A 26,810-nucleotide genomic window follows, 5' to 3' on the forward strand; every position below is an offset into this window, starting at 1 on the left:
CTGGTGAAAAAACATATCATCCAGTTTAGACGCGTTTACAACAGTTACAAGTTCGCCTGTGCATTTATGTTAGAGCTATACTGATAGGCAATTGCAATTAGATTCCAAATTAAGCCCGCAGCCAATAAGACTGGTTTGGATTTACTTAAGTGAATTTTCTCCTCCAGAATGACAAAAATATACGCGATAACGAAAATCGCTAACGCAGCATATCCGAACAAAGAACTTGTCAAACTTAGCGGCATGTTCTCGCTACTATCTGCCAGTGGGGAAGCTGACACAGCCAACGAGAAACCAAGTAAAGTGGAGGCAAGCAGCGCTTGTTTGAGGATAGATAAATAGGTCAAGCGTATGGGTGTTCTTATGGGCGTCCTGTTGCTAGGGCTCAGCATTTAAAAGTTACTGTAAGGGGTTTACGTATTAGGCAGCGCTCAGAAAAGCGCTAAAGATAGATAGAATTTGTGTGGCGCGTTATAAGACTTTAGTATCGTAGCGAATTATTACCACTTCGACCTAAGCGAATGCCTAGGATATACTTGGGATAAAGCGCAATATTGATATGATGCATTTCGAATATAATGATGCATTAGAAGCATCAAAAAGCACCAACTTAGCGAGTAAAGACGAAAGCTATGCCCAACAATAAATTTGTTGACCCGCGCCTACAAGCAAGGGAGCAACTTTTTCAGCAGCTTCATTTAAGCACATTTGAAACGATGGGCTATGCGAGGGCGGTTCAACAACAAGTTGAAGAAACGGGCTATGATATTGAGCCTGACAACAGCGATTATCAACAGCTGTTGCGCGATTATCAAGTCACGAAAAATCTAGCGCCTTTGAGTGAATCTCACCTTGAAGCCTTGTGCGAAGAAACCGACGCCAAACTTAAGCTCAAAAATCAGGCCCATGCAAATTACGCACAGTTATGTGCAGCAGCCAGCAGCGCGCTAAATCACTGGCGTATACTCTCAGAAATTCCCGCAGACCTGCGAGAAGTTGATGAAGTCACTAAGGCACTTAAAGAGAAGTTTCAGCAACACATGGATACTTGGGAATACATTCTGTCTGACCTAGACTAAGATAATGTGTGCATAAGCAAAAAGGCGACTGCAAAATGAGCAATCGCCTTTACATTTAACCATCCTATTTTATCAATACATGCATCTATGCCGAGGCATTCGCGCGAGCGTGGCTAGTAGTGGTTTTTGAGGCAAGCGCTTTTGCGATAACAGAGTCTACAGCGAATTTTCCCGCGCCTGACACAAACAAAGAAAGCGACATAGCCATTAACGATAGTGCAAATGCATAACCGTTATTAGCCATAAACAAACCATTTGGCAAATGCACTGTGACAATGGCTACCAGCATAGTAATAGCGAGCACCAATGCGGTTGGACGCGTGAGTAAGCCTGCAATTAATAACAAACCGCCAAAGAATTCTGCGCTTCCAGCCATCAATGCCATTAAGTAGCCGGGCTCTAATCCAAGAGAAGACATAAACTGTCCCGTTCCCTCAAGCCCATAACCTCCAAACCAAGCGAACAGTTTTTGTGAGCCGTATGCGGTAAAAATAATCCCAGCAACTAATCGCAGTGCAAGCGGAGCGATAGACGTGTTTTTGTTAAATGCTAAAGTTAGTAATGTGTTCATTTTCGTATCCTCATTCATCGGGTGTTTGTAAATGCTTATTGCTAAGCGATGAACACACTATACATTCAAAATTGGGAATGAAAATGTCAAAAAATTGCGCTTTTCTTTCTATTTTTTAGAACTATTGCCAGTGTTTTGATCGTTATATTCGCTCACTATGCGTTTTTCGCGGCGTCGCCACATAACTTTGGCCAATTGCTTCATACTCACGGTGGTGTCTTGCTCATCGACAATCTCTACGCCAAGCAGGCTTTCTAACAAATCTTCCAAAGTCAGTATTCCCTCAAGACCGCCATATTCATCTACCACAAGTAAAACGTGAACCCTTGAATTGACGAAGTGGTCAAATGTAGCAGCAAGAGGCATATCCCCCAACAGCGTGACCATCGACTTAACGTAATCTGAAAGCGGTTTGTCACCCTCACCATTTGCGGCAGCAATTAAAATATCGGTGCGCATGACATAGCCTGTGATTTGTTCACTATGATCGTTTTCGTAAACAGGAATACGTGAAAACGGATTATTTTGGTGCTCAGACACAAAGTCTGACACCTTAGTATGATCCGGTAATGAGAAAACTACCGTGCGATGTGTCATCGCATCCTTAATTTTAAGCTCGTGTAAACTTAAAAGATTTTGTAAGAAATTCGCCTCTTGCTGCGCAAGCTGCCCTTCTTTACCTGATAGCTCTGCCATAGCCAGCAATTCGCTTCTGCTTAATCCTTTTAGCGGGCTGTCTTCAGTGAAGCCGCTGGTCAACTTTTGCGACATCTTTACAAAAGGGTAAAGCGCAATAATGAGATACTTTAAAAAGTAGGCGGTTACCGGAGCGAGCGGTCGCCAAAAGGTCGCACCAAGGGTTTTTGGAATAATTTCAGAAAACACCAATATCAACAGCGTTAACACCGCAGATATAAGACCTAAGTAAGCATCGCCGAATACTTTAGCGGCTTGCGCCCCAGCCCCTGCAGCGCCCATGGTATGAGCAATAGTGTTTAAGGTCAGGATTGCCGCAAGCGGCTTATTAATATCGGTGGTAAGGCTTGAAAGAAGCTTTCCAGATGGCCTGCCCTCTTTTTCTAGCAAGGATATGTAGGCCTGAGAAACACTTAAGATGACCGCTTCTGCAATGGAACACAAGAACGAGAAGCCCAAGGCAATAAACACGTAAATTAACAGCAGTATCATTAAGCGCGACTCTCGTTATATGGGTGGCGATAGCGTTAACGCTTGTGTTTTTTTGCGGTCAAGCAATCATGTTCTTGCGCAACACCAGCGTAATAAGCTTAAGTGTAGCATGTGTATGCAATTGGGCTCAAAGCTTTGGCCGCCTCATATAAAAATAAAGTATGACGCTTGCTACCAAGGTCATGATTAGCACGTCAGCGCTTATGTTGAAATTGAAACTGAAATAACTGGGATCAATGAAATCCAATAAAACGACCGTGTAAGTGATCGCCAAAATCGCAAAAAAGAGGCGAAACAAAATTTGAGACATTTGCACGTGACTACCTTTATTTTTATTATTCGGCCGCGTTAGCGGACATGTTGTTGCCGGTGCGAGTAAGGACAAAGGGGCGCTCAATTTAGCGCCTAAAAATTCTGACGCAAGAGTTTGCGTCAAGTTCAAACTAATTTCAGTCAGCTGGCAGCGCCATAAATTTATATAAGCTTGAACTTAATTTAGTAATTTCACCTTAAGGTATTATTTGTTAGCGTTTAAGTAACGATAGGGACGGTATACAGTGTTGTTACCACCATATTAAAACGGACAAAAAGGCGCAAAATGAAATATACAGCTAGCCACCTAAAACACACTCTTACTCTCGTTTTGTATTGCCTCACTATTTTTGCTTTAAGTGCGTGCTCAGACGCAGACAGAAGCACAAGCGCATCAGATGCACCAGACAATGATGTACCAAAAGTAGGTTTGGTCATGAAATCACTGGCGAATGAGTTCTTTGTCAATATGTCTGAACAAGCAAAAGCCCATCAGAATGAAAACCAAGCCCAGTACTCACTGTTGGTTAATGGTACAAAAAACGAAAGCGACCTGGCGCAGCAGGTTGCCTTAATCGACCAGATGATCGCTTCAGGCATGGATGCAATCGTACTGGCACCCGCAGATTCTAAGGCCGTTATTCCAGCCGTAGTGCGCGCACTCAAAGCCGGTCTAGTAGTTGTGAATATAGATAACAAGCTAGACGAAAGCGCACTGACTGATTTTGGCGTTACTGTTCCCTTTGTTGGGCCTGACAATGAGAAAGGCGCATATATGGCAGGCCAACTAGCAAGCGAGCAACTTCAAAGCGGTGATGCGGTTATTGTACTAGAAGGCATTCCATCAGCCGTTAACTCCACCCAGCGTCGGGACGGCTTTATGCGCGCCATTAACGAAAAGGGCCTTGAAGTAGTTGCCCTGCAAAGTGCTGACTGGGAACAGACGAAGGCTGCACAGGTCACATCATCCTTACTGATACAACACCCCGATACAAAAGCCATTTTTGCGGCTAATGACAACATGGCACTTGGTGCGCTTGCTGCTGTTAAACGGGCTAATTTGAGCCAAGCTCCCATTATTGTTGGCTTTGATAATATAAAGGCAATAGCACCGCATATTGCCAGCGGCGACGTGTTAGCCACTGTAGATCAGTTTGGCGGTCAATTGGCAGTTTTTGGTATAGAAAAGGCGCTCAGTGCACTTGCGGGAGAGCCACTTGACGACCTTACTGAAACGCCATTGGAATTGATAACAAAAGAGCTTTAAGTTAGTTATCCGTGTTAATTCCGGCAAGTTCAACTAGCGTTGTTAAGGATAAGGTTTGATAAAGCACAATCAACCTCGCCTCACCATAGAAAATCTCCATAAGGCCTTTAACGTGCCAGTTTTAAGGGGTGTCGATTTAAAAATTGCACCGGGTGAAATATGCGCGTTAGTAGGGGAAAATGGTGCTGGGAAATCCACACTCATTAATCTTCTGTGCGGTCTTTTACCAAAAGATGACGGCGTATTGCTTATCGACAACATTGCCTATACGCCCAAGAATGTGACAGATGCTATGGAAAACGGCGTATCCGTTGCCCTGCAAGAGCTCAGTTTAATTGAAAATCTAAATCTTGCAGAAAATATCTTTTTGCGCAAACTGCCGCAATCGGCCAGCCTCATAGACCGCGAACTTATGCACGCCAAAGCCCGTCAACTCTTAGACGACTTCGGTCTTCACAATTGTGATACCTATGAAAAAGTAGAGCGTTTGTCGTTAGCACAAAAGCAGCTTTTAGAGCTTTGCAAAGCCTTAAGTGAAGGCGCGAAGTTGCTTATTCTCGACGAGCCAACCGCCGCACTCAGCCAACAGCAAAGCGATATTTTGCATACACACATGCATCGTCTTGCTGAAGGTGGTATGAGTATTCTTTACGTGAGCCACCGCCTTGAAGATGTGCTCAGCCATTGCGACACCGTCGCTGTGCTAACGGACGGAGCATTAGTGCAAACGGCCCGTGCTAAAGACTGCAGCGTTAAGCAATTAATAAAGTGGATGTCTAAGGGGATTCTTCAAAATCCAAAACGTGAACGAATACAAACCACCACGCTGGAAAAACCACCCGTTGTGTTACGCGCAGATTCATGCACAACTACCAACCTCCCCTTTGCGATAAACATTGAGCTTAAGCAAGGGGAGATTCTTGGCGTTGCAGGCCTTGCCGGCGCTGGACGAACAGAATTACTAGAAGCACTGTTTGGAATCACGCCATGCCTGAGCGGCGGCGTCTATCGAACACTGAAAACAGTTGCTATGGAGCCGGGCAAGGGCATAAAAATAAGAAACAGTACTCATGCGGTATCGCTGAACATCGGTATGTTGTCTGAGGATCGAAAAGCATTGGGGATATTTGGAGAACAATCTTTGGACTTCAATGCGAGCATTGCAAAGCTCAAGCGCGCGACTAAAGGATTTTATTTATCGCAGTCTAAAATTAACGGACTCGCTAATGCGCTTTTTGATTCACTGTCAGTTAAATATGATGCACTGTCACAGTCAATTGAAGAGCTAAGCGGTGGCAATCAACAAAAAATCTTATTGGCTCGATTGCTCTTTGCACAAACGAACGTCTTTCTCTTAGATGAGCCCACCCGCGGTGTTGACGTGAATACCAAAGCACTTATCTACGATAAATTGAAATCGCTAAAAGAAGAGGGGGCAAGCTGTATAGTGGCCTCAAGCGAAATAGAAGAACTATTTAAATTGAGCGATCGCATTATTGTAATGGCTTCAAAACGCATTGTAGGGGAGCTAATGCCCTCCCAGTTCAGCAATGCAAATGTACTGAATCTTGCATTCAGCGACCACAAAAACGCAGAGCTCGCTTGAAAAGATGATGTACGCAGCTCAATGGATGACGGACAACTAATATGCAGTTTGTAAAAAACTATTTTTTAATCATTGTGCTAGTACTTTTAGTGCTGTTTTTCTCTTTGCAAACTAACAATTTCTTCTCGCTTATCACACTCTCAACAATATTAAGTCAATTACCAGCGCTAACATTTGTAGCGGTTGGCATGACGCTAGTGTTGATAGTGGGAGGAATTGATTTATCAGTCGGCTCTTTAATGGCGCTTTGTAGCGCTGTTATCGGAATTCTGATTGTTCAATCTGGTTTATCGTTTACCCTCGCTATTTTCTGTGGGTTAAGTTTAGTGTGCATCGTAGGTGCAGCCAGCGGGTATTTGTCGTCTTATTTAAAACTCCCGTCGTTTATTGTCACACTAGGCGTACTGGAGGCAGCAAGAGGCTTAGCCTATGTCATATCCGACTCGCAAACGATGTATGTGGGTGCAAGTGTGCAGGGATTAACAGATCCCATTGATGGCATAGGTATATCGATAATGATGCTATTGGCATTCGCTGTTGTGATAGTGGCTCACGGTATGTTGAATTACACCGTATTTGGCAGGCAATTAATCGCTATTGGCTCTAACAAGAAGGCGGCTTTAATGAGCGGAATAACGCCTGACCCTCGCGTGTTAGTTGTATTTGTGATATCAGCCTCGCTCGCAGGCTTAGCCGGTCTTGCTAATTTAAGCTATTTAGGCTCAAGCGATCCTAACGCAGGAATTGGTCTGGAGTTATCGGCCATCGCTGCAGCGGTGATTGGTGGCACAAGCTTGATGGGTGGACGCGGCACGGTGCTAGGTACATTCATAGGCGTGCTAATTATCGCAGTTCTCGACAGTGGGCTGGCACAAATGGGGATGTCTGAACCCGCTAAACGCATTATCACCGGCGCAGTGATTGTGATGGCAGTGTTGCTCGATAAGTGGCGCGCCAAGCACTAAGGCTCGTGTGAACGCGTGCTTTGAATTACTAGGTCGTTTTTATCAAATTCGATATTGCATGTAACAATATTGAGGGTAAACAATGAGCTCACATGAATCTTAGAGCCTGTGTCTACTTCAAACTCCTCGTAGTCTAACAAGTCACCCGTATTAAGCTGGCGAATAACCGAGGCTTTCGCCACACCTTCGGAAAAATTGCCGCACAGATACAATACTTCTTTTCGTGCTGAATCAACAAAGATGCCAGAAGCAACTAAGCTTCCAATGATAAGGATAATTACAATAACACGATTAACTAGTGCTAGATTCATAGCGTAATCTACAAATACCTCTATTTGTTTTCTTGTTTATGACACGATTGATTCATCAAGCACCTTCTTTATCAGACCACACGGCAAACTCATTACCCGTGGGATCAATAAAATGAAAGCGACGTCCACCCGGGAAAGAGAAGATATCTTGCGATATTTTGGCGCCGCAAGATTTCACTTTATCACGCGTTTGTTCCAACAAGTCGCTATATAAAACAACTAGTACGCTGCCATTTTCAGCAAGAGCGGGCTTATCAAACAAGTAAAAGCCACCGTCAATTCCCGCATCTTGAAGCGCGACATACTCTTCACCATAATCGACAAATTTCCAAGCAAATGCCTCTGCAAAAAAGCTTTTGGTGACTGCTAAGTTAGTGGAAGGCATTTCGATGTAGTTAATCTTTCCCGTTTGGTCCATGTAGACTTTTCCTTACTGAGTATTTGCTAGTCAGAATATGCGTCGTTGAAGGTAAGCACATGTTTTTTGCCTTCAAATTCATTATATAAGCGTTTATGGGCGTTGAGCGAGAGCACATCATCTCTATTAGGGTATTGCGCTATCCAATCGCACAGCATCTCTAAATTTGCATCTTGCGCCTGTTTAGAGGCGTATTTGTGTGGCTCCCATGGGCGGCGTATTGCATTTTCAATACACTGCTCCACTGGCAAATTCATAAATATTAGCTCATTGGCCTTATCAAGCAACAGAGACAGCAAATCGGCATAACAACCCTCAATCACCCAGTCGTCATGAGCTAGGGTAAACTCTGAAATTGCGTTGTGTGAGTCACCAATACTTTGGCGCGTGGGCGGTTCGCCTGGTAGCCAAGCAATGGTATCTAAATCCATATGCGCTAGTGCGTGTTTTGAGGCAAGTTGTTTAGCCAAGGTAGATTTGCCAGAGCCCGAATTACCGAACACTAATATTCGTTTGTTTTGTGTACTCATGCTGAACTTGAATTGAAGAAGCCCAACATTACCAAGGCAAAAATAACCATGCTAAGCTCCATTACAATGCACTTCCCTTTGAAAGACTAAAATCTACTATAGCGAAGCCGACCAGAAATAACGAACAGAATATGGCATAAATTAGCAAGAAGAGTGTTTTGTTTAGCCCTGATGCTGGCGAAGTTGAGTGACATGCAGTAACTCATCACTTGGGCCCCACAAATAAAACACTTTGCCCCATGTTTCAGATTGAATCTCTGAGATTTTTGTCTTGTGTTTAGACCGTGAACATAACGCGAATGCTTCATCAATATCAGACACACAAATTTGAAGCATAAAATTGCGAGCCAATTCCTCTTGATAAAACCGTTGAAGGAAGAGCAAACACTCGCCGTTTTGAAATACAGTCAAATCGTCCGTCACATATTCTGACTCAAACCCAATTTCCGAATAAAAGGCTAACGATCTCTCGTAGTCTCGACTTGGAACAAATGCCTTAATGTCTATTACGTCCATCACTGCTCCCTGCTTTTATATGTTGCTTGCAAATGGCCTATACAGCCTGCGCAGAATGCCATTGTTCTGATTAGTTTTCATGTATCGCAGGTAATATGCAATAACAAATATAAAAGTAGGGAGAACTAATAAGGAATATTAAAGATCATATTTTGATTTCGCTTGTCGCACAGTTTTTACAACAAGGAATGTAAACAGATAGACAAGCACAAACTGTCCAGTTAAAAGCATGGCAAGCTTGGGCAATAAATCCACTTCTTCCGTGAAAATGGGATGCCAAAAATACACCAGAGACAAATTGCCAGGAAAGAGCAAAACGCTATAGCCAAAAATGGGGCCGCCCCAATAGTCAAAAAAATTCCAGCTAAGTGAAAAGGTTATCAGGCCAATTAACACTGCGGCTAGAGCAGCGTACAGAGCAATTTGTGTGGGTTTGTGGTGCAAAGGTCTTAAAATATCTCTCATGATTGGAGGTCATTGATATACGACATAGTTACGATATCAATTGGAGGACATTTCTACTTTCGTCTTCGACGTCGACGCTAGTTCGAGTATTTGAGAGTATGTTAAGCCATCTAACTTTTTACTTAAAACGGCGTAATTCGTAGTTCTCATATTCGGATCACTTAGCATTTCTTGTGCGCTATCAATATCTGATAGCTGAATCGCCAGTAAAGCCATCAGGAACTCCATCCGCTTTTGTTGTGGTAGCGTGTTAAGGGTATTGTTGATATCTCTTTTTATTGTTGCTTCGTTGCTGCCATCGAAAACAAAATCTATTTGATTACTTGCGCAAGCAATCAAACTAAACAACAGAGCTATTAAAACTATTGATCTCATAATAATCCTTAACGGAAGCATCACACACTCAACCGTTAACTTTTTGTATTTGCAGTCTTAAAAACATCAATTATGACTCTTTCAAAAAATGACATAACTAACGCCATTGCTATAACAATTAATCCGCTAGAGTAGGCCATAATTGAGATTGCCTTGTGATTATCTGAATAAATGTGAATACCAAGAATAGCAATAGAAAAGATAATGAAGAAGACTATCACTCGATTGCGATACCTATTAATTATTGAACGTAGCTCTTTCTCTTTCATATGTTCTTATCCTAAGTATGCAGTGCGGCTAACGAGGCTGTAGAAATAACAAAACGTAAAAATTAGACCGTGCTCTGTGTCGATTTTTTGTAAGTGCAGTGCACTTATTATCCACGATTTGCGCACTCGCGCATTTTTTGTATGTAAATTGTACAACTTTTTAAGCGCTGTTTGATGATTGGTGTTTTCTACAGCCTCAACACCGTTTTATGCGGCAAAAACAGCTCTTGTTTTTATCCGTCTTCAACTTATTGTTATAGCTCGCTACCGACGTTGCTTGATAACGATTCCACAACAATCTGATTTATGCTTTTACCTGTGGCAGAAGCTTTTAAAACGAGGTGCTCATGTAGCTTTGGACTTATACGAACATTAAATTTACCCGAATAGGTTTTCTTGGGCGCTACACCATCTTCCTCACACATTTTAAGAAACACTTTTAAAGAGGCTGAACCCTCTTCATGCAAACCCTTGATGTCAGACGCATAAAAATCAGCACCGCCATTTAAGTTAATAAACTCACCTCTAAACATCTCTATTTCAGGATCGTACGTGATAACAGCGTCGTATCCATTTATGTTCATAATATTTTTCATGGCTTCACCCCATTTGACTCTAACCAACGTCTGACGCTACTAACCGCACCCTTGTCTGTATCAGGGGACGGATGTGGTCTATGAAAGACGCGTCTGTCGCCAAAAAGCCTAACACCAATTCAAGAACCCTCAACCTCGGATATCTCAGCTCCAAGCTCAACAAATAGTAGCTCGATATCTTTCCACTTTACATTACCGCTGACAGGTCTTGAAAATATGAGAGCTAAAGTCTTTTGACGTTTTCTCTTCATTCAATAATGGTAGTACTAAAAGTTAGTACCGTCACTCAGGTCTTAACTAGAGCTATAACACTGAGTTACCGAGTTACCGAGTTACCGAGTTACCGAGTTACCGAGTTACCGAGTTACCGAGTTACCGAGTTACCGAGTTACCGAGTTATCAGATTATGGCGTGACGCTTGCGAATGCAAGCGACATGAAATGAGCTGATAATCTCCGTTAAACGTTTTGTCAGATCACGCTCATGCAGCAAATGAAGGACAAAATAGACAGTAAACCAGGAAGGCATCAATACGGTAAACGCTTAGGGTGCGTTGAGCCTGTTTTTGCTAATATTACCATCAATGAAAAGATGAATTACTTTACCTTACGCGGTAAAAACAAGGTCAACGCGCAGTGGAAGATGTACTGCTTAGTGCATAATATTGAAAAGCTAAGGTTTAGCCTTGGGTAGCGGCTCCCAGCACCCATTAAATTACCTCAGTCGCCCTTCCCATCGCTCCTATAGCCCAACATTACCCTCTCTGTCAGCTGTGAAATTGTCAACAATGGGAAATGCATAAAACAACGGAGAACAAACTTGCTAAGAGATGAGCAACTATCTATTTTAACGCTCGACAATCAAAGAAATAAGCTTGGGAAAGGATAAATTCTACAGTCTCAACACCAGCTTAAGCGGTAAAAATTGCTCTTTATTGTTATCCGCTTCAAGCTTTTTATGCAGCGTTTTCACTTTCAACATCCCAACCAGGGAAAACAAGAATTGCAGGATGACACTTTAAAGCCCTAGCTAGAGATTTAGCTCTTTCTATGCCAAGATTGACACGGTCATTTTCAATTGCAGAAATTGTAGATTGCGGGATATTAGCGAGTCTTGCTAGTTCGTTTTGACTCAATTCTTGAAGCTCCCGAAGAATACGGACAGACTCTCCACTCGATACGGAAATACGCTTGGTCGCTTTTTGAAAATCATCCATTATGACCTCCTTCGATAATCATGTGCTGTTACATCAAGGACTTGAACAAACATTTCTCCATTTTCTACAGAGTAAATAACACGGTATTGTTGATTTAGGCGAGAAGAACGAAATCCTTTCCAATTCCCTGAAAGTGCTTCATCGTTAAAACCCCGAATCAGCCTTACACCAGAGGGGCCCGACAACTCAACAATATCCTTCCATTTCTCATACCGCTTCTGAATTTCAATTGGAGCTTTCGATAACTGCTTATTTAGTTTTTTATGTTCAAATATCGTCCACATACCTAAAAGTATATATACCTTTTAAAGTATGTCAAATCCTCAAGCTGCAACAATTTCTATAACCGGTGGTGGCCGCTTTTGCCAACATCCGGTTCATAGATTTGTTAGGCGGCATTCAGATCTAGACGCTGAACTTTACCCAAATCCAAACTCTGCTTTGCCTGCCATAATTCATAATTATCTTGCATACTTAACCAACTTTCGGGTGTTCGTCCTAACGTTTTGGATAGTCGTAATGCCATTTCGGGGCTTATTGCGCTCTTGCCTTTGACTATTCGGCTTAAAGTAGAAGCGGCTACGCCTAAATGAGTTGCCAATGTGCGGCAACTAACACCGTAAGGTTCAAGATAAATAGATTCTATAAATTCGCCAGGATGTGGCGGGTTATGCATATTCATTAGTGATAATCCTCATAATTTAGAATGTAAGCATTACCATCCTTGAACTCAAATGTTACTCTCCAATTTCCGTTTACAGATATAGACCATATCTCCGCTCGCTCTCCTTTCAATTTGTGAAGGGAAAATCCTGGGATATTAATATCGTCAATTTCATGCGCAGTATTGATAGCAGCAAGCTGCATACGAAGCTTTTTCGCATGGTGTGTTTGAATGCCAGATGTCTTACCTTTTTCGTAAAACAGTCTAAGACCTTTGTGCTTGAACGATTTGATCATGATGGCATTGTAGCGTGATGCGCAACACGACACAAGCAATAGAGCCTAACGAGACTGTAGAATTTATCCAAACAACTCTAAAATTATTTTGACTCAGTGTAACGGCAAATATTGCGCAATTAAACCTTGCTGTGCAGATCTAGGCATGATCTAATGATCATCATTCGCGGCGAGTTCAGCTAATGCCAAACTACAAACCCGATTTATCCTGCCAAGACAAGTTCATCCCTGTTAACTTCACCCAACAAATTTTACTCGGTACCTTTGAATACGCGCTGAATCACATCGTCAATCACCATCTCGATTTTCGCTCATTTGATGCCATGTACAACAACGACCAAAAAGGCGCAGCCGCCTACTCACCCGCCATTATGCTTTAAATCATTCTCTACGCATATGCACATGGGATCGTGTCGAGTCGCAGCCATCTCCAAACGTGTAATTACGCCCACCTCACACACAAAAAGCGACTATCCGCATCCGCAGCCTGTTCACAAACGAAATTATCCAAAACCCAAATTGATAGCTGACATCTTGAGGAACAAAAAGAGAAACTCAAATAATGGTCTTAGGCGACAAATTTACTGTGAAAAACGATTAATTCTAAAGTCTCAACACTTTACATAACCGGCGTTGGCCGCTCTTGCCAATGTCCGGTTTATGTTTTTGTTAACTGTCATTGTATATTACAACCGCTGGTTTCTGATTTTGCACAAACTGATAGCTACTAGCAGCGATTACAAATATCAAACTCAATATATTTAAGAGTAGCGAAAAAGAACGATATCGCCTCTCATTGTCCCGTTTATCATAATGGTCAACGATAGTGATTATTGAATTAACAGCGGCTGAAACTAGGGCCACCAAAAATAACCAAAGACTACCCCCCGTGAGTAGCATCCCATTAGAATAACCCTTTCCAGGAATCAACAAAGAACCGTTTATCCATGCATATATTGCAATAACGGTAAGCAAAATTACCCACAAAAAATTGAAAAGCCTCGTCATAGGCGATATTTGATTTGGTCTATATTCTTGCATAAGTCCTTTTGACAGTTAACGAGGCTGTAGAAAAAATAAAACGCCTAAAATATATCGCGCTCTACGTTGTTTGTTTTTATATTGCAATGGTCAAACCTATCTCAAATTTACGTAGAATCACGAAAATTGTACATAATTTAAACAGCTTCTCAGTCTGAAAATTAAAATCCATTTATTCTACATCCTCAACGCCCCAATAAGGGGCAGTTGCTTACCGGCGATAATCGCGGGAGCGCCGGTGAGTAACTGTCCCAGCGAGCGAAGCGAGTGTGCTTGATTGGTTTGTTAGGTTTCAATGCTAATAAACCTCTCGTAACACTCAGTGCAAACCCAAGTATTACCTTCCTCGTTTTTAAAGGCGGTACCATGCTCTTCCTTGTCTGTACAATAAAATGTCCACCAACAGATTTGACAATGCTCATGATCTAGAACCGCTGATTCTGATTTCCATAATTGCCGTGACCAATGATTCGTCTTTGCCCACTCGATATCTTCTTCGATATCAGAATAAGCCCACTTTTCGCCATGAATAAATACATATTTATCTTCCATGTTACTACTGAAACCTAACGCCCCAATAAGGGGCAGTTGCTTACCGGCGATAATCGCGGGAGCGCCGGTGAGTAACTGTCCCAGCGAGCGAAGCGAGTGTGCTTGATTGGTTTGTTAGGTTTCAATGCTAATAAACCTCTCGTAACACTCAGTGCAAACCCAAGTATTACCTTCCTCGTTTTTAAAGGCGGTACCATGCTCTTCCTTGTCTGTACAATAAAATGTCCACCAACAGATTTGACAATGCTCATGATCTAGAACCGCTGATTCTGATTTCCATAATTGCCGTGACCAATGATTCGTCTTTGCCCACTCGATATCTTCTTCGATATCAGAATAAGCCCACTTTTCGCCATGAATAAATACATATTTATCTTCCATGTTACTACTGAAACCTAACGCCGCGCCAACAGGCAGGCACTGTGGAGGAATTTTTGGTGTAAACTGGCGACCAAAAAAGCCGGAACAGTGACTGTCCTTGTTGAGTGCCTTGTTACACGTTTAATTTGCAGTATGGTCATTAAATAGAACTTCTAAGCCCGGCTGCATAGTACGAACTTTTGGTTGATATAAATAGCAGCTGATTCTAGCGTAATTGTCTGGGTCGCTGCCTACCATACAAGTTTGCTCAAATTTGATTTCACTTTCTTTGAACCTAATACGAAGCACCTTTGCGTCACCATTCAGTGCGGGTTCAATTGTCGCAGTACCTTTGGTGGATCTGCCATTGATTTTACGAAACACCACTAGCTTGCCTTTATTATCTGTGATCTCAACTTTGCCGTGGTAGGTTACGTTTGAATCTAGTGCTTTACCAACAAGTATATATTTGCCCTGCACCATCATGTGCAAGAAGTTATCTTCTGCTGAGCAGAAAAATGGAAATAGTGTTAGCAATATTGCAATCGTTCTTTTCATGACGTGTAACACTTTAGATAAGTGGCGCGCAGTCACAAGTCAAGAAATGAACAATTGCCTCTCGCGTCCACTTGATCGGTTTGTTATACGAGCACGAGGACCTGGCCTTAACTGTTACTCGTATGCTGTTCCGTTGCCCCATGAGCGTTCCCTGTTTAGCCGATGCCACACGGGCTCTCGACGATGTTTGATTCCACACTTTTAGCGTCTGTGGCGTCCGTCAGTAAACGCGTTTCTGCGTGCGCCACAGACGCTAAAAGCGTGTCATAAAAAGCCAAACTCTTCCACTGGGCTTTGGTTCAGTTCGCCAATGTTGGGCCCCTGAAGAGCATAAAATACATAATTGCCCGTGTCGTAATCGTGGTAGAGCGACCCATTACTGGGTCGACCCCACACAGATCCGGACGTGCGGAATTACCGCATCCGGCTCTTCAGTTATATATTCACTCGTGTAAAACATCACCCTAATACCAGTCAACTTCTATTACTCGCTTCCTGACGCGTAATGGCTCAATCTGAAAATAGATTAGCATCTCTTTAAAACTGCGCCAATTGTAACTTCGTCTACCACTGCGTCGGTTGAGCCATTTGTAAAGGCTATGCAATACAAATGCGCTTACTTTCGCTAGGCTGCGACTGTTATCGGGTAGTCCAAAGTAGTGGCTAAACCCCCTAAGCTTGCGCTTTAGTTGTGGCAGCCAAATGTTCAACTTCTGTGAACGCTTGGCTTTAATCCAACGATACAGCTCATTAAGGGTTGACCGCTGTTTCTTCGCTGCGGTCCGACGCCTTAAGCGGGGCTGACCACCGGTATCTTTACCCCAGTAAAATGCAAACCCCAGAAACACAAATTGACGTTTACAGCTGGGATGAAAACGACTGAAACGCATCAGTGACGTTTTCTCTTTTGCCACGTCTAAGTTAAATCTCTGTAATCGTGTGGGTAATGCCTGATAAAAGTACTCAGCGTCTTGAGCATATTGAAACGCACACACAAAATCATCTGCATAGCGTATCATCATGGCGCGACCACGCAGACTCGGCTTTACACGCTTCTCAAACCATAAGTCTAATGCGTAATGCAGATAAATGTTCGCCAGCACAGGACTGATAATTCCGCCTTGTGGACTACCACTAGTCGGCTTATTAAACGCCCCACGAGGCTCTTTTATCCGCGCCTTTAACCATTGTTTGATTAAGCTCAGCAATGCCTTATCGTCTATGCGCTGTTTGAGCATACGCATTAGCCAGTTGTGGTCAATATTATCAAAGAACCCCTTCATATCTGCTTCCACCACATAACCATAGCCCTTAAATTGCAAGTTCAAGGTCAAACTATGCACGGCTTGATGCGCACTTTTATGCGGTCGATAACCATAGCTATGGCGTACAAAATCTTGTTCCCAAATACCTTGCAGTAATTGGCTCACACTTTGTTGCACTAACTTGTCATCTACCGTAGGTAACCCTAATGGCCTTTGCTTGCCATTCGATTTGGGGATATATACGCGCTTTATGTCATTCGCTCGGTAGCATTTCTGCTTAAGCGCCCAACTTAAGCGTCGTATATTTTCTGGCAGGCTATCCTCATACGCCGGCATCGTGATCCCGTCTATACCTGGTTTGGCCTGCTTGTTGAGTTGACCCCAACTTTGATACAGTAAATCAGTATTTAGCTGTCCGTATAAATTCTGAAACCTGTGCTTGGGGTGGGTCTGTGCTTTAAATGCGATGGCGTTTAGTGTAGTTGTCATAGTGGCTCCAGCCCTACTTTGTCCGGCCTATGTGTCTGCTAAACACCTCATATAACTGTCAGCTCCTTCGCCATGTACAAGGCTTTCCCCTGCTCAGACTACTATGGGCTGATCTGACTGCCAAAGCGTCATCGGCTCACCTTGCTTTTGGCTAAGTTTACCTACCCCTTCCTTAGGGAACACCTTTGGCTCTCTCAAGTTCCTAACGCATCTCTTTATACATGCCACGGCTTGATAACTCCGCTGACTCGCCACAACCTCACCAATATCGGTTGCTTTACGTGGACTTCGGCTGTGTTACAGGCCTTGTCAGTCAGATCTTAAGTATTATCGAAGCGATACCAGCACTTCAGGGACACGTATCCCCTATGGCCTATATAATTCGCTGTCTACGCTTCACGTTACTTGTTCATTTGATTGTGTCTGCACACTGGAAAGCAATTCCCATCCTCAAACTCCGCACAACGCGCAAGACTCGCTACAGGTGGCTGGCTAAGCCTTACCCGACAGGGACTTTCACCCTGCAAGATGCATCAAGCTTGCTTGACGCACTAACACCGAACTAAGCGGCGGGTTGTATTGGTTAAAAACTGCGATAATTGAACGGAGTGAAATGCAGTTTTTAACCAATACAACCTGTCCGAAGGAGCGACAGCGACTGGCTTCAGTGTTTTGTTAGGTGCTGATGGCATTTAAAACTCCTGAGCGCCATTGCGACAATGAGTAAGAAATAAACGGCTGTAAGCATTGATACAACCACCGCTGATTTTGTAATACTATCAAACAAGCTAATCACATAGGCTAGAGAAAACACAAAGCCTAATATCGACGTAACAATAATGACGGAGAGAGATGTTTTGATGTATTCCTCAGCAAAGCAAGCAAATAAAAAAAGCACAGCCATGATTAAAATCAACAAGCCTACCTCTTCTGATAACGCTCGCGAGCCTTTGCTCCCAGTAATTACGAACGCACTTAGTACCAACGGCATGCCCAAAAAGAATATAACAGCCTTCAAATGACTCAAGTGTCTAGGGCTAGTTATAAACGATTTCGAAGACGGCCATTTCAATCCATAATAATTAAACATCCGGTAGCACCTAACACTTTGCATAACCGGTTTTGCGGCGCTTTTCCGCAAAATCCGCGTTAATGCATTTGTTATACATGCGTTACCTCTGAGTCCTTAATTGCTCGATAATCTCGATATAAAGCTGACAGAAGAGACGCTAAAAGAGACATAAATAAAATACTACTGACTAGCGAAGTAGTGAAACCTTCGAACCACATTTTTAAGAGTATCGCTGATAATAATGCTATGACCTCGACCGTCCCTAAAATCACCGCCCATAACTTCTGTCGACGAAGCCCATAAACTATCAGTGCATTTAACGAGAGCAATACAACAAAGACTGGTGCTGCAAACGTCAAGCTTACAGTTGGAAGGAAACCTATAATCACGCCTACCGTTGCCCCCATTAACAGCAAAGCAAAGATAATAACGATTATTAATGTCAAAAAACTGAAGCCTAGCGCTGCGCCCTTCAACTTAACCTCCTATGTCAATTAGCGTGTATAACGCAAAGCTAACGGGCACAAATGCAGCGCTATAATGCCGAAGGCGCGCTGCGTTTGTGTCCCAGTGACCGCAGGGAACGAGTTTAGCGCCTTGTTAGCTGCTACCACTTGGACTCGTTCGAAGAGGGTAGAACAGCGATGATAGACTTTAGCAGCTTTTGTTGCTCGCTACTTGGTTGACCCTCTATATTGGCAATGTTTGTTAAGAGTTGTTTGGTTGACTCTGATTGTTCTGGGGTAAAAGATTCAAAGCTTTTAGCGATAACAGACTTTGGATTAGATTTAACGTCTGCGCCATTGCCCAAGATATGAGAGCTAGAAGCCAATAGACTTTTTGACTGATCTGGAGATAGCTTAAATTCCGATTGGAAAAGTTCCAGAAGCCCGTTTTTTTGTTCTTTTGTTATGTCTCCGTCTGCTTTTGCGATTGAGAGCATAAACAAAGCTGCGACATCCATCGGGGAATCTAGAGAATAAGACGGAGGCAATTCGTATTGTTGTCTGAATTTTCGTCTTCGGTTCCAACTGAATGGATTTAACCATCCGATGTCGATGCCGCCTTCCTGTAACCGATTAAGTAAAACCAAAATGGTTACGACTACACCTAAGACTCCTAAAATTATATGCATAAAATTTCCTTATTAGTTAATTTGGCAGCTAACACTAAACTAAGGGGCAATTACTTGTTGGCGAAAATGCGGAACGCGCCAACGAGTAATTGTCCCAGTGAGCAACGCGAACGATCTTGAGTGCCTTGTTAGGTTTGAGCACTTGAAACGACCCCTAAATTCAATAGCTTTTTCTGTGCAGGTAAATCTATCACTTTTGATACTACGACGTGCTGTTTGCATTTCACGGTTAAATTATATGTTTCTGGCTCAGGTGAAATAGTGAAATCCATCGCAAAATTCCCGTTGATCACTCTAGTTTGAAAGTCATAGTCTTGCGCATCAATTTGTTTGAAGCGAAGTGTACAAGTTTTATCTATTTGTCCGCTAATAATTACTGCGTTTTCGCCTATTTTGAATGCGCAGCCAAGTAAACTAGCACTCAAAACAACCAAAAATAAAATTTTAATCATGAAACCTAACACCTTACATAACCGGTGATGGCCGCTCTTGCCAGCATCCGGTTAATGTATTTGTTATACGTTAATCGAAGAAACAATCTAGTCTCAGCTATCATTGTCTATACTCCTTTGACTAACTAACGATTTAAAAAACGTATCACCACTATTCTCGATACTAATCGCATTTTTCGTGAGATCTGCTAGCCTCTCATCAGACATCCAATGCGGCTTTTCATCAACTATAATTAATTCAGGGTATTTCTCTAAAATCTGAGATTTTCCATCAGCATCAATCACTCTCCAAATTCCCCCACAATCATAATCATAGGCAACTAAAAACTTAACTTTCAAAATAGCCTCGTTTACGACTTAAAGAACAACGTATAACACCGATTTGAGCGGCGCAATGTATTTCCTAAAACCTGCATCAATGGAGCGCAGCGTAATGCAGGTTTTAGGAAATACATTGTGTCCGAGCGACCGCTAGGAAGCGACTCTAAATTTTTGTTAGTTGCCGTTATCAACTGGTCGCCATTCCTCATTATAATTCTGAGACTCAATATCAATCCAAAGCTCAACATCGCTGCTCATAAACATGTAACCAAACCCTTCAGGAACAAAGTCCAATTCCGTTTCATAGGTAATGCCAGAGCTCTCAAGTGAAGAATATGGAGTACTGTTATACCCAATTTTTTTAACGCTACGAAGGTTTTCAAATAACAAGTTTTTACCTTCCCAAGAGATATTAAAGCCTTCCCAAGTATTTAATGCCGATTTTGCTAGTAAAATCGGCTCTGGGTTCGTATTTTCATCATTATGAAGAACTACCAATTCAGCCTCTTGAGTTTCGACATTGGCTTGTACACCAAACGAAATAGACTTCCCCTCAACCGTATTAAAAACCAGTATATATGCACCTGATGCAAACTCTTCGTCAAAATGCAATTTCGCTACATCTAGATATAAAAGAAATGAGCACTCATCCGTACAAGTTTTGGGAAACTGATTTGATTCTGCCATTCCTTTTTTAACTGAGTGCTCACTTTTCACAAGCACCTGTGAAAAGCACATGTTGGAAAAGAGAGCAAAAAACAAAAGTGGAATTATCTTCATGGCATCCTCAGGCAACTAACGCAAAGCTAACGGGCAGTAACGGAATGGCAAAATATGCGAAGCATGCCATTGCGTTACTGTCCCAGTGACCGAAGGGAACGAGTTAAGCGCTTTGTTAGCCACCCTTTACATCCGCGATGGAGAAATGATGACTGGCAATGTTAAAACCTTCCCGTAGATAAAATTTATGAGCGGGAAAACGCTGCACGCCTGAATCAAGGTGTATTTGTTCGCAGTTATTTTTAGCCGCAAATTCCTTGAACCAATTTATGAAAAATCTTCCCACGCCCGTTGAGCGATAGTTAGGATTTGTAATTAAATCGTCGATATAAATATGCTTACCCCACGCAAGCTTCTCGCCGACACAAAACCCTGCAACGGCTAGAATTCCATCTGAAGACCTTACATACGCTACTTTGTACCCATACTCATACTGTTTTTGAATTTGATTTGAAAGCGTATCTAAATCGTAACTGGTTCTTAAACTTAACAAGGCTTTTAGAACCGCCTCGTAATCATCATTTTTTTCAAGGAAATGAACTTCCATACCTACTCCGATTTGGGTGGCTAACGCTAAGCTAACGGGCAAAAATACAATGCGATAATGCGAAGCAGCATTGTGTTTTTGTCCCAGTGACCGAAGGGAACGAGTTTAGCGCCTTGTTAGAGCTGGACCGCATATTCGCCCCTTTAAATCTGATGAATTGAGCATACTTGCTGAACAGTTTACAAACAAGCGATGCGTGGGAAACGACGCACTTTTTGGACTAGATGAGCTTAAGCCGCTTGAGAGGTTTAGCCGCGCAAATTGCGATTAAAGAAAGATGAAACAACCTTTTAGTTAAAACGCATATTTGAGCAAGTGGAAGTGAGGCGGCGACGTTTAAACCACCAAAAGCTTGGGCTTAATTTAAAACAACGAGAAACACCTAAGTGACCTTCACAGCTGTTAGTGCAAAACACAATTTAAAACAGATGGATTTTGAAGTTCAAAGAACTGCTGTTTTATCTTGAAAACGGTTTTTGATAGACAGCACTCAATTGAAAAAATGTGCGCGACTGTAAAACCATTAAAATCAATGAAGCAAAGCGCCGGAAAAAAGGCTTGGGCTGACGTACTCTAACACTTTAGATAAGTGGCGCGCAGTCACAAGTCAAGAAATGAACAATTGCCTCTCGCGTCCACTTGATCGGTTTGTTATACGAGCACGAGAACCTGGCCTCAACTGTTACTCGTATGCTGTTCCGTTGCCCCATGAGCGTTCCCTGTTTAGCCGATGCCACACGGGCTCTCGACGATGTTTGATTCCACACTTTTAGCGTCTGTGGCGTCCGTCAGTAAACGCGTTTCTGCGTGCGCCACAGACGCTAAAAGCGTGTCATAAAAAGCCAAACTCTTCCACTGGGCTTTGGTTCAGTTCGCCAATGTTGGGCCCCTGAAGAGCATAAAATACATAATTGCCCGTGTCGTATAACACTTTGCATAACCGGTTTTGCGGCGCTTTTCCGCAAAATCCGCGTTAATGCATTTGTTATACATGCGTTACCTCTGAGTCCTTAATTGCTCGATAATCTCGATATAAAGCTGACAGAAGAGACGCTAAAAGAGACATAAATAAAATACTACTGACTAGCGAAGTAGTGAAACCTTCGAACCACATTTTTAAGAGTATCGCTGATAATAATGCTATGACCTCGACCGTCCCTAAAATCACCGCCCATAACTTCTGTCGACGAAGCCCATAAACTATCAGTGCATTTAACGAGAGCAATACAACAAAGACTGGTGCTGCAAACGTCAAGCTTACAGTTGGAAGGAAACCTATAATCACGCCTACCGTTGCCCCCATTAACAGCAAAGCAAAGATAATAACGATTATTAATGTCAAAAAACTGAAGCCTAGCGCTGCGCCCTTCAACTTAACCTCCTATGTCAATTAGCGTGTATAACGCAAAGCTAACGGGCACAAATGCAGCGCTATAATGCCGAAGGCGCGCTGCGTTTGTGTCCCAGTGACCGCAGGGAACGAGTTTAGCGCCTTGTTAGCTGCTACCACTTGGACTCGTTCGAAGAGGGTAGAACAGCGATGATAGACTTTAGCAGCTTTTGTTGCTCGCTACTTGGTTGACCCTCTATATTGGCAATGTTTGTTAAGAGTTGTTTGGTTGACTCTGATTGTTCTGGGGTAAAAGATTCAAAGCTTTTAGCGATAACAGACTTTGGATTAGATTTAACGTCTGCGCCATTGCCCAAGATATGAGAGCTAGAAGCCAATAGACTTTTTGACTGATCTGGAGATAGCTTAAATTCCGATTGGAAAAGTTCCAGAAGCCCGTTTTTTTGTTCTTTTGTTATGTCTCCGTCTGCTTTTGCGATTGAGAGCATAAACAAAGCTGCGACATCCATCGGGGAATCTAGAGAATAAGACGGAGGCAATTCGTATTGTTGTCTGAATTTTCGTCTTCGGTTCCAACTGAATGGATTTAACCATCCGATGTCGATGCCGCCTTCCTGTAACCGATTAAGTAAAACCAAAATGGTTACGACTACACCTAAGACTCCTAAAATTATATGCATAAAATTTCCTTATTAGTTAATTTGGCAGCTAACAATTTATTAGCGAGCATTTACAATAAATACCACACGACATTTTCGTATCTCACATTCTCATTTATCGTTAGTTATTGTTTTACCTCTTATTTCTAAAACTATCAAGCACGATTGTTAATATCTGGCCTATGTATTTAGCGAGCATGCTTTTAGCGTGCCGCTTGATAAAAATCAGATTTTAGTAAAGGCCAATAATTTCAATAACATTAAAGTGGCTGGAGCTGTATTTTGCAAGACGTCAGACGAGTTATAACGAGAACAGAATGAATTGTAAACGTTGGGATTGAGTAGGAGGAGAGTTTACACTCTCCGTCCTCTCACACCACCGGACGTACGGTTCCGTATCACGGCGGTTCATGTTAAATACTTGAGACGATGATAATAGTCCATTAATGATATTAAACCTAGGCTGTCGAAGAACTTTTTAGGTAGTGCTTGATTCATGTGAGAAGCCCCTGAGTTGAACCACGGTCCTCTGCCATTCGTCGCGCTTGTCGCCGCCCTCGCTTCATCAATACCCAATCCGATTAGTCTCTTAATGCGTGTGTGAACACGTTTCCATTGACGCCATAAAATCTTGCGTAGATGTCGGCGAAGCCAGCCATCCAAGTCAAGAAGTACCTTTTTGACGTCTATATGTCGGAAGTAAGTTATCCAGCCTCGCAGTTTCAGGTTCAGCTTTTCCACCGTACGGTGAATTGACCATCCTCTTGCACTGCGCAGTGTATGTTTTACGTCCTTTTTAAAACGCATTTGCACCGCAGGCGCTATTCGCAATCGAACATTTTGCTTGCGATGACAGACACTATACCCCAAGAACTTTCGTTGCCACGGTCGACCCACATCACTTTTCTCTTTGTTCACCTTTAATTTTAAGGTGCTCTCTAAGAAACTCGTCACGCTTTTCAATACACGATGTCCTGCACGCTCGCTTTTGACGTAGATATTACAGTCATCAGCATAGCGACAGAACTTATGCCCTCGGCGCTCAAGCTCTCTATCTAAGTCGGTCAATATGATGTTCGACAGTAACGGCGATAATGGTCCACCTTGAGGTGTCCCCATCACCCGTTGACTGGTTTTGTCATTCTGTGACACACCTGCCCTCAGATAAGCACGAATGAGTTTAAGCACCGCTTTATCCTTGACATGGCGCGCTATTCTCGACATCAATATGTCGTGATTAACATTGTCGAAGAACTTCTCCAAGTCGATATCGACCACCCATCTATAACCTTCCTCGATATAGGCTCGCGCTTGTTGAACAGCTTGCCCTGCATCGCGATGCGGCCTAAATCCATAACTATTCTCTGAGAACTGCTCCTCAAATATAGGACTTAATACCTGATGTATCGCTTGCTGAATCAATCTGTCCAACACCGTTGGGATGCCTAATTCGCGTTGCCCACCGCCTGCTTTAGGAATACTCACCTTAAGCACCGCTTGTGGACAATAACGCCCTGCCAATAAATCGGCTTTGTGGTCTTGCCAGCGTGTTTGCAGATACGCTTTAAGCGCATCTACACTCATACCGTCAACTCCTGCCGCCCCTTTATTGCGCATAACTCGCTGATAAGCACCTTGCATATTAGGTCTTGATAGTATCTTTTCGAGTAAGGTCATCGTCTCCTCATGAGAGTAAATCCTTGTGCGCCGCGTGGCTTGAAGCCTTATTCACCTACTCTTGCAGATACTGTCTGCACCCCTTGGCGATAATCAGCTATATCTCAGTAGCTGTTTCTGCTCCTTCTACCCTCATCGAGCACTTGGCTCTCAAACCATTTAACATGTTCAGCCCTTCAGTTGACGGCAATCAACCTACTATGGCCTCGGCTGACTTCTGTTTACCCATCTCAATACCTCTCGATATTAATAGCCAGTGGCAGATAAACAGACCTCCCAAGGTAATGCGCGTGACCTTCACACTTATGCCCGCCGTATCTACGTCCGCAGTTTCTGGACAAGTATTGGGCTTTGAAGATAATGGCCTTCTCACCCACTGCGACCGCCTCATATACGATTCCTGTTCGTCAGGCCAGTGCTTTGCTTTCGGCTTTCTTCAGATTTCACCTCACGATGAACACCCTTGCCGTTCAGCTAATTATTCCCCTTGTCGGGCTAATAGTGGACTTTCACCACCAAGTCATCTGATCGCCACCATGCGTATCAGAACAGCACCATTAAGGCGCTACGCGCCATACTTGGCGCACCATACAAAAAGGCCGCTCAATGAGCGGCCTTTTCAATGTGGTTTGAAATACTAGATTAGTCTAGGATTTTCGCTACAACGCCTGCACCTACGGTACGGCCACCTTCACGGATTGCGAAGCGTAAACCTTCGTCCATCGCGATAGGAGCAATTAGCTCAACTTTAAATTTCAAGTTGTCGCCAGGCATCACCATTTCTACGCCTTCTGGCAGCTCAACAGCACCGGTTACGTCAGTTGTACGGAAGTAAAACTGTGGACGATAACCTTTGAAAAATGGTGTATGACGGCCACCTTCGTCTTTGCTTAGTACGTATACTTCAGCTTCAAACTTAGTGTGTGGGTTGATTGAACCAGGCTTAGCCAATACTTGACCACGCTCTACTTCTTCACGCTTAGTACCACGTAGTAGTACACCCACGTTCTCACCTGCACGGCCTTCGTCTAGTAGCTTACGGAACATCTCAACGCCCGTACAAGTTGTTTTTGTGGTTTCTTTGATACCAACAATCTCAACTTCTTCGCCAACTTTTACAATACCTTGCTCAACACGACCGGTAACAACTGTACCACGACCTGAAATTGAGAATACATCTTCAATTGGAAGGATGAACGGCTTGTCGATGTCACGCTCTGGCTCTGGGATGTATGAGTCTAGTGCTTCGCCTAGCTCAACAATTTTCTTTTCCCACTCAGCGTCGCCTTCAAGTGCTTTAAGTGCTGAGCCTTGAATTACCGGTAAGTCATCACCTGGGAATTCATACTCTGAAAGTAGCTCACGCACTTCCATTTCAACTAGCTCAAGTAGCTCTTCGTCGTCTACCATGTCGCATTTGTTCATGAAGACAATCATGTAAGGTACGCCAACCTGACGACCTAGCAAGATGTGCTCGCGCGTTTGCGGCATGGGGCCGTCAGTGGCAGCTACAACTAGGATCGCGCCGTCCATTTGAGCAGCACCGGTGATCATGTTTTTAACGTAATCAGCGTGTCCTGGGCAATCTACGTGTGCGTAGTGGCGAGTTGGAGTATCGTACTCAACGTGAGACGTTGCGATAGTGATACCACGCTCGCGCTCTTCAGGCGCATTATCGATTTGGTCGAATGCTTGAGCTGAACCACCATAGGTTTTTGCCAAAACAGTTGTAATTGCTGCGGTTAACGTCGTTTTACCGTGGTCAACGTGGCCAATTGTACCTACGTTTACGTGCGGTTTCGTACGTTCAAACTTTTCTTTTGCCATTGCTCTACTTTCCTAAGTTTAACGCCCGTTCCAACATTAGACCGGACCAATTCTACATAAATGCTAGTTTTAACTTACAA

Annotated in this window: 36 protein-coding genes; 7 read left to right on the forward strand and 29 right to left on the reverse strand. The window is 43.1% G+C overall.

From position 1 onward, the window contains the following. Nucleotides 1-44: 44 nt before the first annotated feature. A complete protein-coding gene (locus PN836_RS09995) occupies nucleotides 45-347 on the reverse strand; it encodes a hypothetical protein (protein WP_395345278.1) in 303 nt (100 codons plus the stop codon). Nucleotides 348-632: 285 nt separating this feature from the next. Between PN836_RS09995 and PN836_RS10000 the strand changes: the two genes are divergently transcribed. Then, a complete protein-coding gene (locus tag PN836_RS10000; protein WP_395345281.1) occupies nucleotides 633-1,079 on the forward strand; it encodes a hypothetical protein in 447 nt (148 codons plus the stop codon). An 85-nt stretch (nucleotides 1,080-1,164) separates the two neighbouring features. On the opposite strand, the gene PN836_RS10005 is transcribed toward PN836_RS10000, so the two are convergent. Together PN836_RS10005 and PN836_RS10010 are read right to left on the reverse strand one after the other, a co-directional pair. Further along, nucleotides 1,165-1,650, reverse strand: coding sequence for a DoxX family protein (locus PN836_RS10005; RefSeq protein ID WP_395345284.1), 486 nt, complete (start codon nucleotides 1,648-1,650; stop codon nucleotides 1,165-1,167). Nucleotides 1,651-1,758: 108 nt separating this feature from the next. Further along, nucleotides 1,759-2,838 carry a CNNM domain-containing protein gene (locus PN836_RS10010; RefSeq protein ID WP_395345286.1) on the reverse strand — a complete coding sequence of 360 codons (1,080 nt, stop codon included), beginning with the start codon at nucleotides 2,836-2,838 and terminating at the stop codon, nucleotides 1,759-1,761. 598 nt (nucleotides 2,839-3,436) lie between these two features. Between PN836_RS10010 and PN836_RS10015 the strand changes: the two genes are divergently transcribed. From PN836_RS10015 to PN836_RS10025, 3 genes are all read left to right on the forward strand, one after another. Further along, nucleotides 3,437-4,417, forward strand: a complete 981-nt coding sequence (locus PN836_RS10015; RefSeq protein ID WP_395345289.1) for a sugar ABC transporter substrate-binding protein — start codon at nucleotides 3,437-3,439, stop codon at nucleotides 4,415-4,417. Nucleotides 4,418-4,529: 112 nt separating this feature from the next. Further along, nucleotides 4,530-6,023, forward strand: a complete 1,494-nt coding sequence (locus PN836_RS10020; protein ID WP_395345292.1) for a sugar ABC transporter ATP-binding protein — start codon at nucleotides 4,530-4,532, stop codon at nucleotides 6,021-6,023. A gap of 41 nt (nucleotides 6,024-6,064) precedes the next feature. Further along, nucleotides 6,065-6,988: an ABC transporter permease gene (locus PN836_RS10025; protein ID WP_395345295.1), complete on the forward strand. Its 924-nt coding sequence runs from the start codon at nucleotides 6,065-6,067 to the stop codon at nucleotides 6,986-6,988. Here PN836_RS10025 and PN836_RS10030 read toward each other — a convergent pair. The 7 genes from PN836_RS10030 to PN836_RS10060 form a co-directional block, all read right to left on the reverse strand. Further along, nucleotides 6,985-7,299, reverse strand: coding sequence for a hypothetical protein (locus tag PN836_RS10030; protein WP_395345298.1), 315 nt, complete (start codon nucleotides 7,297-7,299; stop codon nucleotides 6,985-6,987). The two genes, PN836_RS10025 and PN836_RS10030, sit on opposite strands and share 4 nt — an antisense overlap. Nucleotides 7,300-7,354: 55 nt before the next feature. Continuing rightward, complete coding sequence (locus PN836_RS10035; protein WP_395345301.1) at nucleotides 7,355-7,717, reverse strand: VOC family protein; 363 nt, start codon at nucleotides 7,715-7,717, stop codon at nucleotides 7,355-7,357. A 26-nt stretch (nucleotides 7,718-7,743) separates the two neighbouring features. After that, on the reverse strand, nucleotides 7,744-8,247 hold the full coding sequence (locus PN836_RS10040; protein WP_395345304.1) for a shikimate kinase: 504 nt from the start codon (nucleotides 8,245-8,247) through the stop codon (nucleotides 7,744-7,746). 162 nt (nucleotides 8,248-8,409) lie between these two features. Next, nucleotides 8,410-8,763: a lactoylglutathione lyase gene (locus tag PN836_RS10045; RefSeq protein ID WP_395345307.1), complete on the reverse strand. Its 354-nt coding sequence runs from the start codon at nucleotides 8,761-8,763 to the stop codon at nucleotides 8,410-8,412. Between the two features lie 138 nt (nucleotides 8,764-8,901). Then, on the reverse strand, nucleotides 8,902-9,228 hold the full coding sequence (locus PN836_RS10050) for a hypothetical protein (RefSeq protein WP_395345310.1): 327 nt from the start codon (nucleotides 9,226-9,228) through the stop codon (nucleotides 8,902-8,904). Between the two features lie 36 nt (nucleotides 9,229-9,264). Next, complete coding sequence (locus tag PN836_RS10055) at nucleotides 9,265-9,603, reverse strand: DUF6694 family lipoprotein (protein WP_395345313.1); 339 nt, start codon at nucleotides 9,601-9,603, stop codon at nucleotides 9,265-9,267. Nucleotides 9,604-10,126: 523 nt separating this feature from the next. After that, on the reverse strand, nucleotides 10,127-10,468 hold the full coding sequence (locus PN836_RS10060; RefSeq protein ID WP_395345316.1) for a type II toxin-antitoxin system HicB family antitoxin: 342 nt from the start codon (nucleotides 10,466-10,468) through the stop codon (nucleotides 10,127-10,129). Between the two features lie 483 nt (nucleotides 10,469-10,951). Here PN836_RS10060 and PN836_RS10065 point away from each other — a divergent pair, with 483 nt between their 5' ends. Continuing rightward, the gene (locus tag PN836_RS10065) at nucleotides 10,952-11,161 is read left to right on the forward strand and encodes a transposase (protein ID WP_395345319.1); all 210 of its coding nucleotides are present in this window, start codon (nucleotides 10,952-10,954) and stop codon (nucleotides 11,159-11,161) included. Between the two features lie 262 nt (nucleotides 11,162-11,423). On the opposite strand, the gene PN836_RS10070 is transcribed toward PN836_RS10065, so the two are convergent. The 4 genes from PN836_RS10070 to PN836_RS10085 form a co-directional block, all read right to left on the reverse strand. After that, the gene (locus PN836_RS10070; RefSeq protein WP_395345322.1) at nucleotides 11,424-11,684 is read right to left on the reverse strand and encodes a helix-turn-helix transcriptional regulator; all 261 of its coding nucleotides are present in this window, start codon (nucleotides 11,682-11,684) and stop codon (nucleotides 11,424-11,426) included. Beyond that, nucleotides 11,684-11,968 (reverse strand): type II toxin-antitoxin system YafQ family toxin, encoded by a 285-nt coding sequence (locus tag PN836_RS10075; RefSeq protein ID WP_395345325.1) that lies wholly within the window; start codon nucleotides 11,966-11,968, stop codon nucleotides 11,684-11,686. Before PN836_RS10075 ends, PN836_RS10070 begins: the two co-directional genes overlap by 1 nt. 104 nt (nucleotides 11,969-12,072) lie before the next feature. Further along, on the reverse strand, nucleotides 12,073-12,366 hold the full coding sequence (locus PN836_RS10080) for a HigA family addiction module antitoxin (protein ID WP_110430434.1): 294 nt from the start codon (nucleotides 12,364-12,366) through the stop codon (nucleotides 12,073-12,075). Beyond that, a complete protein-coding gene (locus PN836_RS10085; RefSeq protein WP_110430015.1) occupies nucleotides 12,366-12,644 on the reverse strand; it encodes a type II toxin-antitoxin system RelE/ParE family toxin in 279 nt (92 codons plus the stop codon). The genes PN836_RS10080 and PN836_RS10085 overlap by 1 nt, the downstream gene beginning before the upstream one ends. A gap of 182 nt (nucleotides 12,645-12,826) precedes the next feature. Between PN836_RS10085 and PN836_RS10090 the strand changes: the two genes are divergently transcribed. Further along, a complete protein-coding gene (locus tag PN836_RS10090; RefSeq protein WP_395345328.1) occupies nucleotides 12,827-13,024 on the forward strand; it encodes a transposase in 198 nt (65 codons plus the stop codon). Between the two features lie 946 nt (nucleotides 13,025-13,970). On the opposite strand, the gene PN836_RS10095 is transcribed toward PN836_RS10090, so the two are convergent. From PN836_RS10095 to ltrA (PN836_RS10160), 14 genes are all read right to left on the reverse strand, one after another. Next, nucleotides 13,971-14,237, reverse strand: a complete 267-nt coding sequence (locus PN836_RS10095) for a hypothetical protein (protein ID WP_395345331.1) — start codon at nucleotides 14,235-14,237, stop codon at nucleotides 13,971-13,973. 114 nt (nucleotides 14,238-14,351) lie between these two features. After that, nucleotides 14,352-14,618 carry a hypothetical protein gene (locus tag PN836_RS10100; RefSeq protein ID WP_395345331.1) on the reverse strand — a complete coding sequence of 89 codons (267 nt, stop codon included), beginning with the start codon at nucleotides 14,616-14,618 and terminating at the stop codon, nucleotides 14,352-14,354. A gap of 120 nt (nucleotides 14,619-14,738) precedes the next feature. Next, nucleotides 14,739-15,155, reverse strand: a complete 417-nt coding sequence (locus tag PN836_RS10105; protein WP_395345334.1) for a hypothetical protein — start codon at nucleotides 15,153-15,155, stop codon at nucleotides 14,739-14,741. A 464-nt stretch (nucleotides 15,156-15,619) separates the two neighbouring features. Continuing rightward, the gene (gene ltrA, locus PN836_RS10110) at nucleotides 15,620-16,909 is read right to left on the reverse strand and encodes a group II intron reverse transcriptase/maturase (protein WP_395341225.1); all 1,290 of its coding nucleotides are present in this window, start codon (nucleotides 16,907-16,909) and stop codon (nucleotides 15,620-15,622) included. Nucleotides 16,910-17,573: 664 nt separating this feature from the next. After that, complete coding sequence (locus PN836_RS10115; protein WP_395345337.1) at nucleotides 17,574-17,936, reverse strand: hypothetical protein; 363 nt, start codon at nucleotides 17,934-17,936, stop codon at nucleotides 17,574-17,576. A 134-nt stretch (nucleotides 17,937-18,070) separates the two neighbouring features. After that, the gene (locus tag PN836_RS10120) at nucleotides 18,071-18,427 is read right to left on the reverse strand and encodes a hypothetical protein (protein ID WP_395343784.1); all 357 of its coding nucleotides are present in this window, start codon (nucleotides 18,425-18,427) and stop codon (nucleotides 18,071-18,073) included. Nucleotides 18,428-18,588: 161 nt separating this feature from the next. Next, complete coding sequence (locus tag PN836_RS10125) at nucleotides 18,589-19,116, reverse strand: TerB family tellurite resistance protein (protein WP_395345340.1); 528 nt, start codon at nucleotides 19,114-19,116, stop codon at nucleotides 18,589-18,591. A 128-nt stretch (nucleotides 19,117-19,244) separates the two neighbouring features. Then, nucleotides 19,245-19,568 (reverse strand): hypothetical protein, encoded by a 324-nt coding sequence (locus PN836_RS10130; protein ID WP_395345343.1) that lies wholly within the window; start codon nucleotides 19,566-19,568, stop codon nucleotides 19,245-19,247. Between the two features lie 93 nt (nucleotides 19,569-19,661). Next, a complete protein-coding gene (locus PN836_RS10135) occupies nucleotides 19,662-19,907 on the reverse strand; it encodes a hypothetical protein (RefSeq protein ID WP_395341219.1) in 246 nt (81 codons plus the stop codon). Between the two features lie 156 nt (nucleotides 19,908-20,063). Beyond that, the gene (locus tag PN836_RS10140) at nucleotides 20,064-20,669 is read right to left on the reverse strand and encodes a hypothetical protein (RefSeq protein WP_395345346.1); all 606 of its coding nucleotides are present in this window, start codon (nucleotides 20,667-20,669) and stop codon (nucleotides 20,064-20,066) included. Nucleotides 20,670-20,784: 115 nt separating this feature from the next. After that, complete coding sequence (locus PN836_RS10145; protein ID WP_395343821.1) at nucleotides 20,785-21,216, reverse strand: GNAT family N-acetyltransferase; 432 nt, start codon at nucleotides 21,214-21,216, stop codon at nucleotides 20,785-20,787. A 985-nt stretch (nucleotides 21,217-22,201) separates the two neighbouring features. Continuing rightward, on the reverse strand, nucleotides 22,202-22,558 hold the full coding sequence (locus tag PN836_RS10150) for a hypothetical protein (protein ID WP_395343784.1): 357 nt from the start codon (nucleotides 22,556-22,558) through the stop codon (nucleotides 22,202-22,204). A gap of 161 nt (nucleotides 22,559-22,719) precedes the next feature. After that, on the reverse strand, nucleotides 22,720-23,247 hold the full coding sequence (locus tag PN836_RS10155; RefSeq protein ID WP_395345340.1) for a TerB family tellurite resistance protein: 528 nt from the start codon (nucleotides 23,245-23,247) through the stop codon (nucleotides 22,720-22,722). A gap of 387 nt (nucleotides 23,248-23,634) precedes the next feature. Continuing rightward, complete coding sequence (gene ltrA / locus PN836_RS10160; protein WP_395342555.1) at nucleotides 23,635-24,903, reverse strand: group II intron reverse transcriptase/maturase; 1,269 nt, start codon at nucleotides 24,901-24,903, stop codon at nucleotides 23,635-23,637. Nucleotides 24,904-25,067: 164 nt separating this feature from the next. Between ltrA (PN836_RS10160) and PN836_RS10165 the strand changes: the two genes are divergently transcribed. After that, on the forward strand, nucleotides 25,068-25,544 hold the full coding sequence (locus PN836_RS10165) for a hypothetical protein (protein ID WP_395341186.1): 477 nt from the start codon (nucleotides 25,068-25,070) through the stop codon (nucleotides 25,542-25,544). 1 nt (nucleotide 25,545) lies between these two features. Here PN836_RS10165 and tuf read toward each other — a convergent pair whose 3' ends face one another. Then, nucleotides 25,546-26,730, reverse strand: a complete 1,185-nt coding sequence (gene tuf, locus PN836_RS10170; protein WP_395341183.1) for an elongation factor Tu — start codon at nucleotides 26,728-26,730, stop codon at nucleotides 25,546-25,548. Between the last annotated feature and the right edge of the window lie 80 nt (nucleotides 26,731-26,810).

This window comes from Ningiella algicola (assembly GCF_028401415.2).
Lineage (GTDB): Bacteria > Pseudomonadota > Gammaproteobacteria > Enterobacterales > Alteromonadaceae > Glaciecola.